Raw genomic sequence first — 15,454 nt, 5'->3', positions numbered from 1 at the left:
CGCTACGTTGCCGACCGGACGCGGGTCTTCGTAGTAAACAGTGTCGCCGCCGGGCGCCTGCGCTTTCAGATCACGTTCAGCAGATCACTGCCGTTGCGACCGAAGTACCACGGAACACTCGTCGTCGCCCACAAAGTGCCAACTGGCAACGTCCCGTCCGGGGCCTCGATGACGCTAGGCGCGGGCAGCTGGCTGATATCGCCTACGACGCTGACGCTGGCGTTTTTCGAGGGGCGGTCGGATTCACCTTCGCGGCGCCGGACAAAGCCCACCGATGCGCTGCCCTTGGCGATGGCGCGTACGGCTTCGTTGGGGATGATGAAGTCGAGCTGAAAGGGCACGAATTCCACCGTTTTCGATAACGGGCCGACGATGATTTGCGGGCCTTGGGCGGGGGTGCCGGTCCAGGTGAGGAGCGCTTCGTCGTTCACGGCAAAGTCTTTTAGGGTGTGTACACGCGAACGATGACGTCGTCGTCACCCAGTGTGTCGAGGTCCACCCGATCGGTCGGCTGGCCTTTGACCAGCACCAGCGGTGCGTCCAATCGGTCACCGTTCATGTCCACCAGCACCCGCTGCTGGGCCGACCATGGTGCGCGCTCATCCGGGTAGTTGCCGCAGCGGTCGACCACCTGAAACGCCACCGCCACCGCTGAGCCATCGCCGGCGGCCTTGATCAGGTCGTAATCGAAAGTGATGTCGATCGGATTTTTCAGCGGATCCGCCGCTTGTTCCGGGGTGACCAGATGCATCACTTGCTGGCTGCCCCAGCGGGCGTGGATGTGGTCGTAGCGGGTCAGGTTGCGGTAGGGAACGATGCGCATCGTCACCACGCCGTTTTGCGGAAAGTCCTGATCGACTTCGTGGCGGTCGAGGGAAAAGTTGAGGTCAGAGTGCCCGTCATCGCCGGGGATGTCGTCGTATCCGCCGGGGCGGGTCAGTTTGACCAGCAGTTTCAAGCGCGGCTTGGACTCTTCGCCGGGATAGTTTTTGCCGGAAATCTTGTAGTACACGTTGGTGGCATCACCGTCGAGCACAAAATCCTTGGCCAGGGTGAAGATCACATCCCGATTGAGTTCGGACTCGTGTTGAATGGTCTTGCTCCACACTTCCTGCGTAGCGTTGTTCCAAAACACATCGACCCGGTCGCCGATGCTCATGGAAAGCCAGGCAGGCACGGTGCCTTGCAAGCCGTTTTCCACGCCACGAATGGGAATACCGCCATCGTAGTCTTCCGCTGGGTCGAGCGGGTTCAGGGCAGGGAAGTAGAGGGACTTCAGGGCATCCGGTGTTGGGTTGGACATGGGGGCGTGCTCCGTTCGGTGAGGTAACGGAGTGATTGAAAGCGCATTGGCGGGATTGCGCACCTGTCAGATCTGACAGGTAGGGGCTGAAATCCGACGTGCGGTAGGCGTTTGCAGAACGGATCGTTCATCGATCGATCCGGGTTTCTGAAAGCATGAAAAAAGCTCTGAATCTTTCGATACAGAGCTTTTCAATGGATCAGGCAAAGCGCTTCGGTAGATCCACAGCGGCTTTACTTCTGCGCGACACCCGCCGGCGTGGCGTCGGGTTTCTTCGGCTTCATCAAACTGAAGTCGATCAGCGCACGCTGCTCGGTCTGGTACGGGTCGCCGATCAGCAGGGGGCGAGCCTTGAAGCTGTCGCTGACCAGGCTCTTGCTGTGGTCGAGTTCATCGAAGCTCAAACCGGCCAGGTCAGCCCAGGTGTGGATCAGATGCGAGCTGCTATACGGGCGATCGAGGTCGGCGGCGAAGTTCCAGTCGTGATTGGCCTTCCACTTCGGCGACGCCCAGGCCATGAACGGGATGGTGTACATCGGCGCGGTCGGTTTGTTTTCGTTGCGGCCCAGAGTCTTGTGGCCCACTGAGTCGAACACGTCTTCACCGTGGTCCGAGAGGTACAGCAGGAAGCCGTTCGGATCGGATTTGGCGTAATCCTTGATCAGGCTCGACACCACGAAGTCGTTGTACAGCACGGCATTGTCGTAGCTGTTGTAGGTCGGGACCTGGTCGTCACGCACGCCGGCTGGTACGCCGGTGCGGTCCTGGAACTTGTCGAACGTCGGCGGATAGCGGTACTGATAGCTCATGTGCGTGCCGAGCAAATGCACAACGATCAGCTTGCGTGGCGCGGCGTCAGCCAACGCCTTGTTGAACGGCTCGATCACATCACCATCGTACTGCGCGGCGTTCTGATTGCGGTTGTTGTTCAGGTACACCTGCTCGTCGGCCTGTTCGGAGAAGGTCGTGAGCATGGTGTTGCGCTTGGTCATGGTCTGCTGGTTGGTGATCCAGAAGGTCTTGTAGCCGGCCTGTTTCATCATGCTGACCAGCGACGGCGTCGACAGGTACAGATCCGGATGCTCTTCGTCAGCGAAGGTCAGCACTTGCTGCAACGCTTCGATGGTATACGGACGCGGGGTGACGACGTTATCGAAGATCGCCAGTTGATCCTTGAGCTTGTCCAGTTCCGGCGTGGTGTTGCGCTGATAGCCATAAAGGCTCATGCGCTGACGGTTGGTCGATTCACCGATCACCAGCACCAGGGTCTTCGGCTGGTCGGCCGAGGCATCCTTGAGGTTTTTCAGCGGCGGGATCTTGCTCACGTTATGCAACATGCCCTGCATGTCGGCAAGGGTATCCAGATAACGGTGATAGGCCACGGCCATCTGCCATGGCACCGCTGGTTCGATACGGGTTTCGAATTTCTCGAAGCCTTGGGCGAAGGTGCCCATGCGCAGGGTTTGCTTGACCAGTGGATAGCCGACCACCGCGATCACGATCGCCGTCGCCGCTACCAGCGCACGGCCACGGGGCATGTACACCGGGCGCAGGCGGGTCCACAGGAAATACGCGAACGCGGTATGTGCAAGGAACGCCACCACCATCCACCAGGCAAAGTACTGGGTCATGTACTCGCCGGCTTCAGAGATGTTCGACTCGAACATGATGAAGATGACGCTTTGCGAGAATTCCTGCTGATAAATGAAGAAATAGCCAAGACTGGCCATCGAGCAGGCCCACAACACCACGCCGATCACCGCAGCGAGCAGTTTGGTGCGTTTGGGGAAGAGCAGCATGGGCGCCAGCCACAGCGCGCTCATGAAGAACGCCTGACGGAATCCGCTGAAGCCGGAGGTGCCGGTCAGCTGGATCAGCAGTTGGGTGATACCCGAGAAGTACCAGAAGAATACAAACAGCCAGATAAAACCGGCCCAGTCGAAACCTGTCGCAGTCGTTTTGCTGCGTTTGAACAATGCCATTCGGCGCTCCAGCTCACTCGTTACAACCACCGCCGGAACATCCATGAAGCCGACGAACGGAGGCCGTACGCGCAGGTACGGCCAGAATGGGGCGGAGTATTACGAAGAGAATGTGAAAAGTTTGTGAGTTGCCGCTTTGCTCTATAGAGAGGCGGGCAGCGATGGATCATGTCGGGAACAGCGGCGGCCGTTCCCGAAACAGGCGGGGATCAGGCGTGGGGGTGACGCTGAACGACCGGCAAAGGTTGCGGCTGCACACCTTGGGTCAACAGGCGCAGCTGCGCCAGCTCCTGTTTCAACTGGTCGCGTTCGTCTTTCAACTGGCGCAATTCATCTCGACGGATTGTCACGTACAGGGTTTGTGGCGGCATTGCTGTGTGTACTGTGCCCATTGCTCACCTCGCAAATGGCGTGCATCAACTGTAGGTCGTCCCCGCTTTGGGGTACTGACTTACTATCGGCGCCGATTTTGATTTCTTTTGCCTGTGAATGGAACTTTTTTATTTTTCATGGTCGGTGTGTCTTCGGCAGGATTCGGGGCGTTATCAGTCTGGATCGGGCACAATGCCCGGAAACTTCATCGCAACGCTCTGGACTAACCTCCATCAGTCGCGTTGGGCTATAACCAATGACACACATTTATTTGTAGTAAGGAGCATCAGCACATGCAACTCGGGATTATTGGACTGGGCCGCATGGGCGGCAATATTGCGCGACGTCTGATGCTCAACGGTCACACCACCGTTGTTTACGACCGCAATACCGCTTTCATCGAGAACCTGGTCGCCGAGGGCTCCACCGGCGTCGCCGACTTGCCGGCAATGGTTACCGGCCTGGCCAAACCGCGTGCGGTCTGGGTCATGTTGCCGGCCGGCGCGCCGACCGAAGACACCATCAACACCCTGAGCACTTTGCTCGAAGCCGGCGATACCATCATCGACGGCGGCAACACCAACTATAAGGATGACATCCGCCGGGCCAAAACTCTGGCCGAGAAAGGCCTGCACTACATCGACGTCGGTACCTCCGGCGGCGTCTGGGGCCTGGAGCGTGGCTATTGCATGATGATCGGCGGTGACGCCGAAACCGTGCAGCGCCTCGACCCGCTGTTCGCTGCTCTGGCGCCGGGCATGGGTGATATCCCGCGCACCAAGGATCGCAAGTCCGACGACCACCGCGCCGAACACGGCTACATCCACGCCGGTCCCGCCGGTGCCGGGCACTTCGTGAAGATGATTCACAACGGTATCGAGTACGGCATGATGGCCGCGTTCGCCGAGGGCTTCGACATCCTCAAGACCAAGTCCAGTGAGCGCCTGCCGGAAGATCAGCGTTTCGACCTCAACGTGGCCGACATCGCTGAAGTGTGGCGCCGTGGCAGCGTGGTGTCGTCGTGGTTGCTCGATCTGACCGCCGATGCACTGGCCAGCGATCCGAAGCTCGACGGCTTCTCCGGTTCGGTTGCCGACAGCGGTGAAGGTCAATGGACCATCGAAGCGGCCATGGAACAAGCGGTACCGGTACCGGTGCTGTCGAACTCGCTGTTCTCGCGCTACCGCTCGCGCGGTCAGGGCACCTTTGGCGACAAGATTCTTTCGGCCCAGCGCTTCGGCTTCGGCGGCCACGTGGAGACACCGAAGAAATGACCCATACGATCCGCAGAAAATCCAAGGCAGAACCCGCACCACCGACCACGCTGTTTTTGTTCGGTGCCCACGGCGACCTGGTCAAGCGCTTGCTGATGCCGGCGCTGTACAACCTCAGTCGCGACGGCTTGCTTGACGACAATCTGCGGATCGTCGGCGTTGACCACAACGCCATTACCGATGAAGCCTTCGCGCAGAAGCTCGAAGATTTCATCCGCACCGAAGTGGCGGCGAAGGTCGGCAAGGGCGATCAGATGCTTGATCCGGCCTTGTGGGCCAAGCTCGCCAAAGGTATCAGCTACGTCCAGGGCGACTTCCTGGACGACAGCACTTATTCCGCGCTGGCGGCGAAAATCGCCGACAGCGGCACCGGCAATGCGGTGTTCTACCTGGCCACCGCGCCGCGTTTCTTCAGTGAAGTGGTGCGCCGACTGGGCGCTGCCAAATTACTGGAGGAAACTCCCGAAGCGTTCAGAAGGGTGGTGATCGAGAAGCCGTTCGGCTCCGATCTGCAAACCGCCGAAGCGTTGAATGCCTGTTTGCTCAAGGTGATGTCCGAGAAGCAGATCTATCGGATCGACCATTATCTGGGCAAGGAAACCGTGCAGAACATTCTGGTCAGCCGGTTCTCCAACAGCCTCTTCGAAGCCTTCTGGAACAATCACTACATCGACCACGTACAGATCACCGCCGCTGAAACCGTCGGCGTCGAAACCCGTGGCAGTTTTTACGAACACACCGGCGCCCTGCGTGACATGGTGCCCAATCACCTGTTCCAGTTGCTGGCCATGGTCGCCATGGAACCGCCGGCCGCGTTTGGCGCCGATGCGGTGCGCGGCGAGAAGGCCAAGGTTGTGGGGGCAATTCGTCCGTGGACCACTGAAGAGGCGCGGGCCAACTCGGTGCGCGGTCAGTACAGCACCGGTGAGGTCGACGGCAAGCCGCTGAGCGGTTATCGCCAGGAGCCCAACGTCTCGCCTGACAGCAACACCGAAACCTACGTGGCGCTGAAGGTGATGATCGACAACTGGCGCTGGGTCGGCGTGCCGTTCTACCTGCGCACCGGCAAGCGCATGAGCGTGCGCGACACCGAGATCGTCATCTGCTTCAAACCGGCGCCGTACGCGCAGTTCCGTGATACCGAAGTCGACGAATTACAGCCGACTTACCTGCGCATCCAGATCCAGCCCAACGAAGGCATGTGGTTCGACCTGCTGGCCAAACGGCCGGGGCCGGCGTTGAACATGGCCAACATCGAGCTGGGTTTTGCCTACAAAGACTTTTTCGAGATGCAGCCGTCGACCGGATACGAAACCCTGATCTATGACTGCCTGACCGGCGATCAGACGTTATTCCAGCGCGCCGACAACATTGAAAACGGCTGGCGTGCCGTGCAGCCGTTCCTCGACGCCTGGCAGCAGGATGCGAGCGTGCAGACTTATGCCGCTGGTGAGGACGGCCCGCAGGCTGCTGAAGACCTGCTGACTCGCGATGGCCGCGTCTGGCATGGCCTCGGATGAGTGACTTTCCGCAACAACCTGTCCGTTTTCTGCTCAGTGACATGGACGGCACGCTGCTGCTGCCCGACCACACGCTGAGCCAGCGCACCATCGAAGCAGTGCGTTCGCTGCGTGAGGCGGGCGTGCTGTTCAGCCTCGCCACCGGTCGACCGCCGAAAGCCATGTTGCAGCAGATCGAAGCCTTGGGTGTTGATCTGCCGACGGCGGCGTTCAACGGTGGCACCATCGTTAACCCGGATGGCAGTTTGCTGGTCGCGCATTACTTGCCGGCCAGCACCGCGTTGATCGCGCTGGCAACGTTCGCCGATCAACCGGATGTGGAAATCTGGGTGTTCAGCGGCGGCGACTGGCTGCTCAAGGATCCGCACGGGCCAATGGTGCCGCGCGAGCAGCATGGCCTCGGTTATCCGCCGGTGGTGGTGGAGAGTTTCGAGCCGTATCTTGAGCGCATCGACAAGATCGTCGCGACCAGTAACAACACTGAGCTGTTGATCGAACTGGAGGCGCGCCTGTTGCCCAAGGTCAATGGCATGGCGCAAGTGTCGCGTTCGCAACCGGTGTATCTCGACGTCACGGCGCTGGAAGCCAACAAAGGCACCGCGCTGGCGACGCTGGCCGAACATCTCGGTATTCCGTTGGAGCAGACAGCGGCCATCGGCGATGGCGGCAACGACCCGGCGATGTTCCATTGTGCAGGCTTTTCGATAGCCATGGCCCAGGCGGAGGACGCCGTAAAGCGCCAAGCCGACGTGGTCACTGGGCCGAACACTGAAGACGGCGTGGCGCAAGCGATCGAGAAATACATCCTCCCTCGCTGAAAGCACGCAAGACCAAATGTAGGAGTGAGCCTGCTCGCGATAGCAATGTATCAGTCACCATTTCCTGGGCTGACACACCGCTATCGCGAGCAGGCTCACTCCTACAGTTTTTACGCGGTGTTGATCAGAGCCAATAGCTCACCGCGTACCAACCCAGCAATCCCATCACAAAGGTGTACGGCAACGCCATCCACACCATCCGCCCGTACGACAGGCGCACCAGCGGTGCAATCGCCGAGGTCAACAGGAACAGGAATGCGGCTTGGCCATTCGGTGTCGCCACGCTTGGCAGGTTGGTGCCGGTGTTGATCGCGATCGCCAGTGTCTCGAAATGTTCGCGGCTCATGTGGCCGGCGAGGAACGCCTGTTTCACTTCGGTGATGTAGATCGTGGCAACAAACACGTTGTCACTAATCGCCGACAGCAGGCCGTTGGCAATAAACAGCATGCCCGGTTGTTGCTCGACCGGCAGGGCCAGCACCCACTCGATCAACGGCGCAAACAGCTGTTGATCGTGAATCACCGCAACCACCGCAAAAAACACCACCAGCAACGCCGTGAACGGCATGGCGTCCTTGAATGCGCTGCCCAGACGATGTTCGTCGGTGATGCCGGTAAACGCGGTGATCAACACAATCACCATCAACCCGATCAAACCGACTTCGGCGATGTGAAAGGCCAGGCAGCCGATCAGGACCAGTGCCGCCGCGCCTTGCACCAGTAGGGCTGCGCGTTGGCGCGCTGTGCGCTCGGCATTGTCTTCGGCGGCGTAGTTGGCCAGCACGGCGCGAACATTGTCCGGCAGCAGTGTGCCGTAGCCGAACCAGCGCAGCTTCTCCAGCAACACGCAGGTGACCAGACCCGCTGCCAGCACCGGTATCGACACCGGCGCGACTTTCAGGAAGAACTCGGCGAAGTGCCAACCCATTTCGTGGCCGATCAACAGGTTTTGTGGTTCGCCCACCAGTGTGCAGACACCGCCCAGCGCCGTACCGACCGCGCCGTGCATCAATAGACTGCGCAGGAACGCACGGAATTGTTCCAGATCGGCATGGTGAAGTTTCGGCAGGTTCCGGTCGTCAGCAAACTCACTGTCCTGGCGCGGATCGTTGCCCGACGCGACACGGTGATAAACGGAATAGAACCCGACCGCCGCACTGATGATTACCGCAGTCACCGTCAAGGCATCGAGAAATGCCGACAGGAACGCGGAAAGAAAGCAGAACAGCAAGGCCAGTATCGCTTTTGAACGCACGCCCAATAGCAGGCGCGAGAACAGAAACAGCAACAGATCTTTCATGAAGTAGATACCGGCCACCATGAACATCAGCAGCAGGATCACCGGGAAGTTGTGCACCAGCTCATCGTAAAGCGCTTGGGGGGTGGTCATCTTCAGCAGCAGTGCTTCGATCAACAACAAACCGCCGGGCATCAGCGGATAGCACTTGAGCGCCATCGCCAGGGTGAAGATGAATTCGATCACCAGCAACCAGCCGGCCGCGACCGGTCCGACGCTGAACAGCACGACGGCGTTGAGGATGAGGAAACCGACGATGGTCGCCTTGTACCAACGTGGCGAGTGCCCGAGAAAATTTTGCGCGAACGCCTGGGCCATTGAACCGGACATCGGCTGCTCCTTGTCTTTAGAAGCGCGCAAGTTGCCGGATGCGTTGCGGAAGATCAAGTACAGTGCGTGTTTTTCAATGGTTCAGGTAACGCGCCACCATGGCCCGGTAGTTGCCATCCAATGAATAACCGCCGACGAGGATGGCATTGTCCGCTTGCACGGCCAGCGAGTTGGCGGTGTCGAGACTGCGCCCCAGACGCGTGCGCAGCCAGCCTTTGCCGTCACCGAAGCTGTGATCCAGGCCGCCGTCCCTCTGGTAACGGGCAACAATAAAATCCGCTTCGAATCCGCCAATGGTTGCACCGACCGCGATGATGCGGCCGTCCGCCATGCGCTGGGCGGCACTCCATTGGCAGCCGCTCGGGCCGATTTCCAGCAACTGTGGTTGCACGCCGTGATGGTGCAGGTTCGGTCGACCGTTGGTGTGCAGGCTGTACGCCATGCACCGAATCGGGTCGCGGCTGCTGCCGAAACAATGCAGTGCATCGGCCGATTCCAGGACCTGACTGACCTGGGCGCTTTGCCCGTGAGCCTTGAACGCCATGAAGCCGTCCACGGCAAAACGTTCGTCGAGGCGACCGTCGGGCAGGTAGCGCGCCAACAAACCTTCCTGCGGAAAGTCGATGGAGCCGGCCACTACAATTCGCCCATCCTTTTGCAACAGCAGGCTGCTGAGCCAGGTGTTGAGCAGTAAGTGGCGAATCATCACGAAGCCGCGGCCGTTGAAGGTTTCATCGAGGCTGCCGTCGGGCTTGAGGCGAATCAGCATGCCGGCATGGTCGGCGAGTTCGAAATGGTGATTGGCGATCAGCAGAATATGGCCGTCGTCCTGGACTACAAAGTCGCAGGCTTCAGCACCCGGGACGCCCGGCGGTAGCCAGGCATCACGGCTGCCCATGGACAAGTCTCCGGGCAGGCGCACCACCTGGCGACCGTTGTCACCGAAGCGCAGATCCGGCTTGCCCTGTGCGTCAAACATGGCCAGAGCCGGCAAGGTGCGATGAGCGTTTTCATAATGCAGGCCGGCGAGCAGGATGCGTCCGTCGGGGAGTACCCGGACTTTACCGGCCGTTGCTTCAAAGCCCGGGGCAAAGGTTTCGATCACGCTGCCTTGATCGCCAAAGGTCAGATCGGCCGAGCCATCGGCAAGCATCCGTGCCAGGCCGAATCGGCTACCGGTGGCGAGGCCGACCTTTGCTGCGACCAGCACCCGTCCCTGCACATCGAGGGCGATGTCCTCGGTCAGGCTGGACACACTGCCAGCGAAATACACTTGAGCAACGCCGTTAGCGGCAAATGTTCTGTCGAGTTGACCGGCTCGGCTCAATAAAGAAGTCGATACCACCGGCAGCGCGAAAGTGTTCAGAGTGGACATGCACGCATCTCCTTGCGAGTTGACCTGGTACCGGGAACCGGGCGGGTAACTGCATGAGCGAAACATTCAATCCCTGAACCGGGAGAAGTACAACTGTAAGAACTAACAGGTGGAGGGTCGCACTGTGCCAGAACAGTGTCTTTTTGAACCAATAGCAAGCCGGCCAAGCAGTTACGCCTGAACAAGTTGCAAATAGTTGTGCAAAAGTACGGAGAGTTAAAAAGATTGGAACTAACAGAGTAGGGCGGATGACCTGAGCGTCATCCGCATCGCCCGGCTGTTAGTGTGGCATCGACCAGGATTGCAGGCTGTAACCTTCTTCGCTGAGTTCAGCGCGAGCCTGCTCCAACAGTTGCTCGAGTTGCGCCGGATCGGAGTAGGCGCTGCTCGGGATCTGTTTGCGACCGATGTGCGAGTTGGTCCGGTCGATCACGGTCAGGCTGAGCTCGCCATTGCCGTCTTGTGGCGCCCAGGCCACGCACTGGAACGGTTTGAACGCGTGGTTGGCAATCAAAAGAGCTTCGTTGATACGGAGCGGGGCGGTCATGGGGTTTTCTCTCTGTCGTGCCCAATCAAATGATGTGCCGTCGGTTGGGCTTACCGTTCGGCTGGTACTTGTACTGATGCACCGAACCGGTAGGCAGGTCACACATGAAACAAAGAAATTTCAACTTTCTTTCAGGGTGTTGCTTTGTTGGCAGGTTTTGAAAGCTCACTGAAAGGTTGAAACAGCAATTTAGTCGATAGCTAACTAACAACCTGGTTTCTTATAACGCGTTTGCTTGTACACCTATAAGCAATCGATACAAGGCGCTGTCAAAATCTTGCTAATGTTACAGTCGGGTCTGCCAAATGACTGTTTTTACAATCATTTCTAATAATTTGGCGCCAAGGAACAGTCATGAGCGAAGCGCCAGCGTTACGACGTTTATTGGTAGTCGATCCGTGCGACGACTGCCACCGCTTATTGCCCGGATTACGCGCCGTAGGTTGGGATGTTGACAGTTGCACCCTGGAAAATGCCGCCGACCGCAGTTGTGATGTCGGCTTGTTGCGATTACAACCGTTTCATCTCGAACGCCCCGAGGCGGTCAAGGAGCTGATCAGTCGCAGCGGCACTGAATGGATCGCCGTGCTCAATCAGGAAGTCCTGCGTTTACAGAACGTCGGTGACTTCGTCTGTGAATGGTTTTTCGATTTCCACACCTTGCCGTTCGACGTGTCGCGGGTGCAGGTCACCCTTGGCCGGGCATTCGGCATGGCGCGCTTGCGCGGACAGGGCACGATTCACGTCGATCAGCCCGAACATGAACTGCTGGGTGACAGCAGGCCGATCCGCGAATTGCGCAAGTTACTCAGCAAACTGGCACCGACCGAATCGCCGGTGCTGATCCGCGGCGAAAGCGGTACCGGCAAAGAACTGGTCGCGCGCACGCTGCATCGGCAATCCCAACGTCACAGCAAACCGTTTGTGGCGATCAATTGCGGGGCGATTCCCGAACATTTGATTCAGTCCGAGTTGTTCGGCCACGAGAAAGGCGCGTTTACCGGTGCGCATCAGCGCAAGGTCGGGCGCATTGAGGCAGCCAATGGCGGCACGCTGTTTCTCGATGAAATCGGTGATCTGCCGCTGGAACTGCAGGCCAATCTGCTGCGGTTCTTGCAGGAAAAACACATCGAACGCGTCGGCGGCAGCCAGCCGATCCCGGTGGATGTGCGTGTGCTGGCGGCGACTCACGTCGACCTTGAGGCGGCCATCGAGAAGAAACGTTTTCGCGAAGACCTGTATTACCGGCTCAACGTGCTGCAAGTGGTCACCGCGCCGTTGCGTGAACGCCATGGTGATCTCTCGATGCTGGCCAACCACTTTTCCCACTTCTACAGCCATGAAACCGGTCGCCGCCCGCGTAGCTTCAGCGAAGACGCGCTGATTGCCATGGGCAAACATGACTGGCCGGGTAACGTCCGTGAACTGGCCAACCGTGTGCGACGAGGTTTGGTGTTGGCTGAAGGGCGGCAGATCGAGGCACGGGATCTGGGCTTGATCAGTCAGCACTCGATCGCCACACCGATGGGCACGCTGGAAGATTACAAGACCCGCGCCGAACGCCAGGCGTTGTGTGATGTGTTGAACCGGCACAGCGATAATCTCAGTGTGGCGGCCAAAGTGCTCGGGGTGTCACGGCCGACGTTCTACCGCCTGCTGCATAAACACCAGATTCGCTAGATACCTGAAGATCAAAAGATCGCAGCCTGCGGCAGCTCCTACATTGGATTTGTGTAATCCCTGTAGGAGCTGCCGCAGGCTGCGATCTTTTGCTTTTTCCTAGAAGTAGTAAGGGAATTTCAGGCTGAAGGAAAAGTCCGGTGCATCGTCGGTCAAACCGATCGACAAGTTCGGAACAATGGTCAGGTTGTCGGTGGCCGCAATGGTCATGCCGACGTTGAAATAACCGGCGTTGGCGTCACTGGATACCACCGATTGCCAATCGCCGCCATCCTGCTTCAGCTTGCTTTTACGCTGCACCAGGTCAGACATCGAGAACGACATACTCATCTTCTCGTTCAGCGCAAACGCAATACCGGCGCCGATCTGGAAGCTGTCGCCGATCTTGACCTTGCCCGGGTTTTTCTGGTTGACCGTCGAGCTGATGTCGTCAAACGACTCCTCCAGGTTGTGGGTGTAGGACAAGCTGCCGAACAGCACCGCCGGGTCGAACGTTTTGACCAGCGAGATCCCCGGCGTGACCGACCAGACGCCGTTGCCGGTGGGCAGGGTGTCAGGCACGAACAGGTTGGAGTTGGCGTCGGTCTGGCGCAGCTTGATCCCGAACGGATCCTTGCCGGTTGGCGCCTTGACGCGCAAGGTGACCACCGCATCCGGCGTGTTGGCTGACTCATCGAGGAACTTGTAGGCGATGCCGAAGTTGACGTCGCCAATGGTTGGATCGCGTGTCACGTCCTGCTCGGTCGTGACGTTGGACGCTCCGCCGTTACCGCCGCCGGATTGATAAGTCGAATCGCGGTAGACCACCGGCACGTTCAGGTCGAACTGCCAGCGATTGTCGAAGTTGTAGCGGCCTGTGAGGTCAAGGGTCCAGGTGTCGGCCTTGATCCGGTCGAGGTTGATGTTGCCGAGAAAGATCGAGTCGAGGGCCAGAAAGCCGTTGAGGATCAACTGGCGGGTGTCATAGCGCGAGTAGGTGATACCGGTTTCGAAGCTGAATTTGCCACCGCCGAAGAAGCCACTGGCCTCGTCATACAGGTTGGACACACTCTGTGCCGGTTGCGAATCATCTGCCAGCGATTGCCCGTAAGAAGCCCCACTGCCTCCGGCTGCGCCCCCCGACGCTGCTGCGGCCCCGGTACCGGTGGCCACTTTTGGATTGCCTTTCATATCCGACGGCGACTTGGCCAACCTTTTGGGTGGTGGCGCCGCCGGTTGATCTTCGACCTGGCGAACCCGTTGTTCGAGTACCGCCAGGGCCTTTTGTTGTACTTCGTAACGTTGTTTCAGCTCCAGAAGCTCTTGTTTCAGGACTTCTACGTCGGCGTCCGGTGCCGCTTGCAGCATCGCTGCAGGTAGAAGGGTGCTCAAGCAAACAGCGGCACGCAGTGATACTGATCGATACATGAATAAGCCGTCCCTTTAAGCCCAATGATCGAGACTCAGCGTAGTTCAATATCCAATATTGCGTAGTGCCCTGAGCTGAGTCAGGTTGCAATCCAGTGCGCCGGCACTCATGCCGTTATTGTTCAGGACGACGTTGAGTTGAGTCATGTTATTGACCACGTTGGCACTGCCGAGCAAACGGGTGTTCTGCAGCAAGCCGCCTTGAGCGACCTGTTGCAGGGCCGTACCTTGATTGCCGGAGGCCTGAATGGCCATTTGTACGCCGCCACCGTTGGCCGAAACCGCCACGCTGCCTGCGGCATTGCTGCCGCCGATGGTTTGCCCGGCCATCAGCGCCTGCCCTTGGGTGGGCACCAGTGCTGGCGCCTGACTGGCTTCTTTAACGTTGATGGCAACGTTGTTATAGGCGGTATTGCTGTCACCCGCAGCGCGTACGCTCTGTGTTACGCCCTGGCTGCTGTCGAGGCCGGCGCCACCGGTGATTGTGCCGGTACCCGTAGAAAGGGTGCTGCCGTTGCCGTGTTCCTTGATGGTTTGAACATAGAATTCAGGTTTTACCGTTGCAGCCTGAAGTTGCATCGAGGTCGAAGCCCCGATCAAATCGCCACTGGCGTTGCGCCAGGTACTGCTCATGACAATGCCGAAGCTGATAATCCGCCCCGGCATGACATAACGACCACGTAGTTCGGACAACTCCTTGTCTTGTATTTCTATAGGTTTGAATCCTGCATTGGCATAGCCTGACGCACTCGCTGCCAGGCAGGCGGCGGCCAGCCAGTATGAGGTTTTCATTTGCTGCTCCCGGGACATCCAGCCCCATTCTTTATAATCGGCGATTAAAAGAAGTCGCTCTGTATGAACCCGAAGTCCATCAATTCAGCATCTCTGACAGGGTTGAAGTTATCCAGCTTGTTCTTCGCCGTCAGCGGTGTCGGCGGGCTGCGCAATGCATTGGTTTTGTCATAACCGGGGCCGACGATGGCGAAGACAATGCCGTTCCAACCTTTGACAAAGTCATCATGTTTGTAGCGCTTGTGGCCTAAAACCGGGTCTCCGATGTAAACCCAATCCTTGTCCGAACGCTGCAGAACCACGAAATGCTTGTAGCCGCGAATTTCCATCAGTACCACCACCGGGATGGTTACAGCATCGAGTTTTTCCGGCGGAATCTTGTAACCCCTGGCGCGCATGCCGATGCTTTCTATGTAGCGCTTCATGTCCAGCATGGAAAACCCTTGAGTGCGAACAAGGTCCTGGTCAGCGTTGACCAGCATGCCTTTGATGATGTGCTCCTCATCGACGTCGAGCCAATAGGCCTGGCGTAACACCGTAGCCAGTGCAGCAGCGCCGCAGCTGAAATCGGTTTTCTGTTCGACAATGTCGGAAAACTTGCGCTCACGAATGCTTTGCACGTTCTTGTAGACGAGTACGCCGCCTGGGAGGGCAGCGACTGGCATCTGGGCAGCCTGGGTCAGGCCGGACAGGCAAAGCAGAGCGAAAAGGGCAGTCTTACGCATGATCGATACGCCTTTGCGGACTGAGGAAAAGC

Annotated in this window: 14 protein-coding genes; 4 read left to right on the top strand and 10 right to left on the bottom strand. The window is 58.6% G+C overall.

The features are described from left to right. Nucleotides 1-65: 65 nt before the first annotated feature. From HU754_RS29455 to HU754_RS15670, 4 genes are all read right to left on the bottom strand, one after another. Complete coding sequence (locus HU754_RS29455) at nucleotides 66-431, bottom strand: hypothetical protein (RefSeq protein ID WP_225919910.1); 366 nt, start codon at nucleotides 429-431, stop codon at nucleotides 66-68. 11 nt (nucleotides 432-442) lie between these two features. After that, nucleotides 443-1,303, bottom strand: coding sequence for a hypothetical protein (locus HU754_RS29450; protein ID WP_225919909.1), 861 nt, complete (start codon nucleotides 1,301-1,303; stop codon nucleotides 443-445). 233 nt (nucleotides 1,304-1,536) lie between these two features. After that, nucleotides 1,537-3,285, bottom strand: a complete 1,749-nt coding sequence (locus tag HU754_RS15675; protein WP_186623322.1) for a phosphoethanolamine transferase CptA — start codon at nucleotides 3,283-3,285, stop codon at nucleotides 1,537-1,539. A gap of 209 nt (nucleotides 3,286-3,494) precedes the next feature. Further along, nucleotides 3,495-3,677, bottom strand: coding sequence for a DUF6026 family protein (locus tag HU754_RS15670; RefSeq protein WP_007914840.1), 183 nt, complete (start codon nucleotides 3,675-3,677; stop codon nucleotides 3,495-3,497). Nucleotides 3,678-3,950: 273 nt separating this feature from the next. Between HU754_RS15670 and gnd the strand changes: the two genes are divergently transcribed. The 3 genes from gnd to HU754_RS15655 are packed head-to-tail and all read left to right on the top strand — an operon-like array spanning nucleotide 3,951 to nucleotide 7,269. Next, nucleotides 3,951-4,931, top strand: coding sequence for a phosphogluconate dehydrogenase (NAD(+)-dependent, decarboxylating) (gene gnd / locus HU754_RS15665; protein ID WP_186623320.1), 981 nt, complete (start codon nucleotides 3,951-3,953; stop codon nucleotides 4,929-4,931). Next, nucleotides 4,928-6,451, top strand: coding sequence for a glucose-6-phosphate dehydrogenase (zwf, locus tag HU754_RS15660; protein WP_186623318.1), 1,524 nt, complete (start codon nucleotides 4,928-4,930; stop codon nucleotides 6,449-6,451). The genes gnd and zwf overlap by 4 nt, the downstream gene beginning before the upstream one ends. After that, entirely contained in the window at nucleotides 6,448-7,269 is an 822-nt protein-coding gene (locus HU754_RS15655; protein ID WP_186623316.1) for an HAD family hydrolase, read from the top strand. Before zwf ends, HU754_RS15655 begins: the two co-directional genes overlap by 4 nt. Before the next feature lie 124 nt (nucleotides 7,270-7,393). Here the strand turns inward: HU754_RS15655 and nhaB are convergent, their stop codons facing one another. The 3 genes from nhaB to HU754_RS15640 all read right to left on the bottom strand — a co-directional run bounded on the left by nhaB (nucleotide 7,394) and on the right by HU754_RS15640 (nucleotide 10,818). Then, nucleotides 7,394-8,896: a sodium/proton antiporter NhaB gene (gene nhaB, locus HU754_RS15650; protein WP_186623314.1), complete on the bottom strand. Its 1,503-nt coding sequence runs from the start codon at nucleotides 8,894-8,896 to the stop codon at nucleotides 7,394-7,396. A 73-nt stretch (nucleotides 8,897-8,969) separates the two neighbouring features. Continuing rightward, nucleotides 8,970-10,271 carry an NHL repeat-containing protein gene (locus HU754_RS15645; protein WP_186623311.1) on the bottom strand — a complete coding sequence of 434 codons (1,302 nt, stop codon included), beginning with the start codon at nucleotides 10,269-10,271 and terminating at the stop codon, nucleotides 8,970-8,972. A 280-nt stretch (nucleotides 10,272-10,551) separates the two neighbouring features. Continuing rightward, the gene (locus HU754_RS15640) at nucleotides 10,552-10,818 is read right to left on the bottom strand and encodes a hypothetical protein (protein WP_095048857.1); all 267 of its coding nucleotides are present in this window, start codon (nucleotides 10,816-10,818) and stop codon (nucleotides 10,552-10,554) included. Between the two features lie 354 nt (nucleotides 10,819-11,172). On the opposite strand from HU754_RS15640, the gene HU754_RS15635 reads away from it, so the two are divergent. Beyond that, complete coding sequence (locus tag HU754_RS15635; protein WP_186623310.1) at nucleotides 11,173-12,498, top strand: sigma-54 dependent transcriptional regulator; 1,326 nt, start codon at nucleotides 11,173-11,175, stop codon at nucleotides 12,496-12,498. A gap of 99 nt (nucleotides 12,499-12,597) precedes the next feature. Here the strand turns inward: HU754_RS15635 and fapF are convergent, their stop codons facing one another. From fapF to fapD, 3 genes are read right to left on the bottom strand one after another with little or no spacing between them, the layout of a single operon-like run. Beyond that, entirely contained in the window at nucleotides 12,598-13,905 is a 1,308-nt protein-coding gene (gene fapF, locus HU754_RS15630) for a fibril amyloid transporter FapF (RefSeq protein ID WP_093432820.1), read from the bottom strand. A gap of 45 nt (nucleotides 13,906-13,950) precedes the next feature. Beyond that, a complete protein-coding gene (fapE, locus tag HU754_RS15625) occupies nucleotides 13,951-14,697 on the bottom strand; it encodes a fibril amyloid subunit FapE (RefSeq protein WP_093432818.1) in 747 nt (248 codons plus the stop codon). A 44-nt stretch (nucleotides 14,698-14,741) separates the two neighbouring features. Beyond that, nucleotides 14,742-15,422: a fibril amyloid maturation endopeptidase FapD gene (gene fapD / locus HU754_RS15620; protein ID WP_093432815.1), complete on the bottom strand. Its 681-nt coding sequence runs from the start codon at nucleotides 15,420-15,422 to the stop codon at nucleotides 14,742-14,744. Between the last annotated feature and the right edge of the window lie 32 nt (nucleotides 15,423-15,454).

The sequence above is a fragment of the Pseudomonas zeae genome, from assembly GCF_014268485.2.
GTDB lineage: Bacteria > Pseudomonadota > Gammaproteobacteria > Pseudomonadales > Pseudomonadaceae > Aquipseudomonas > Aquipseudomonas neuropathica.
This window is presented reverse-complemented; position numbering and strand designations above follow the sequence as displayed.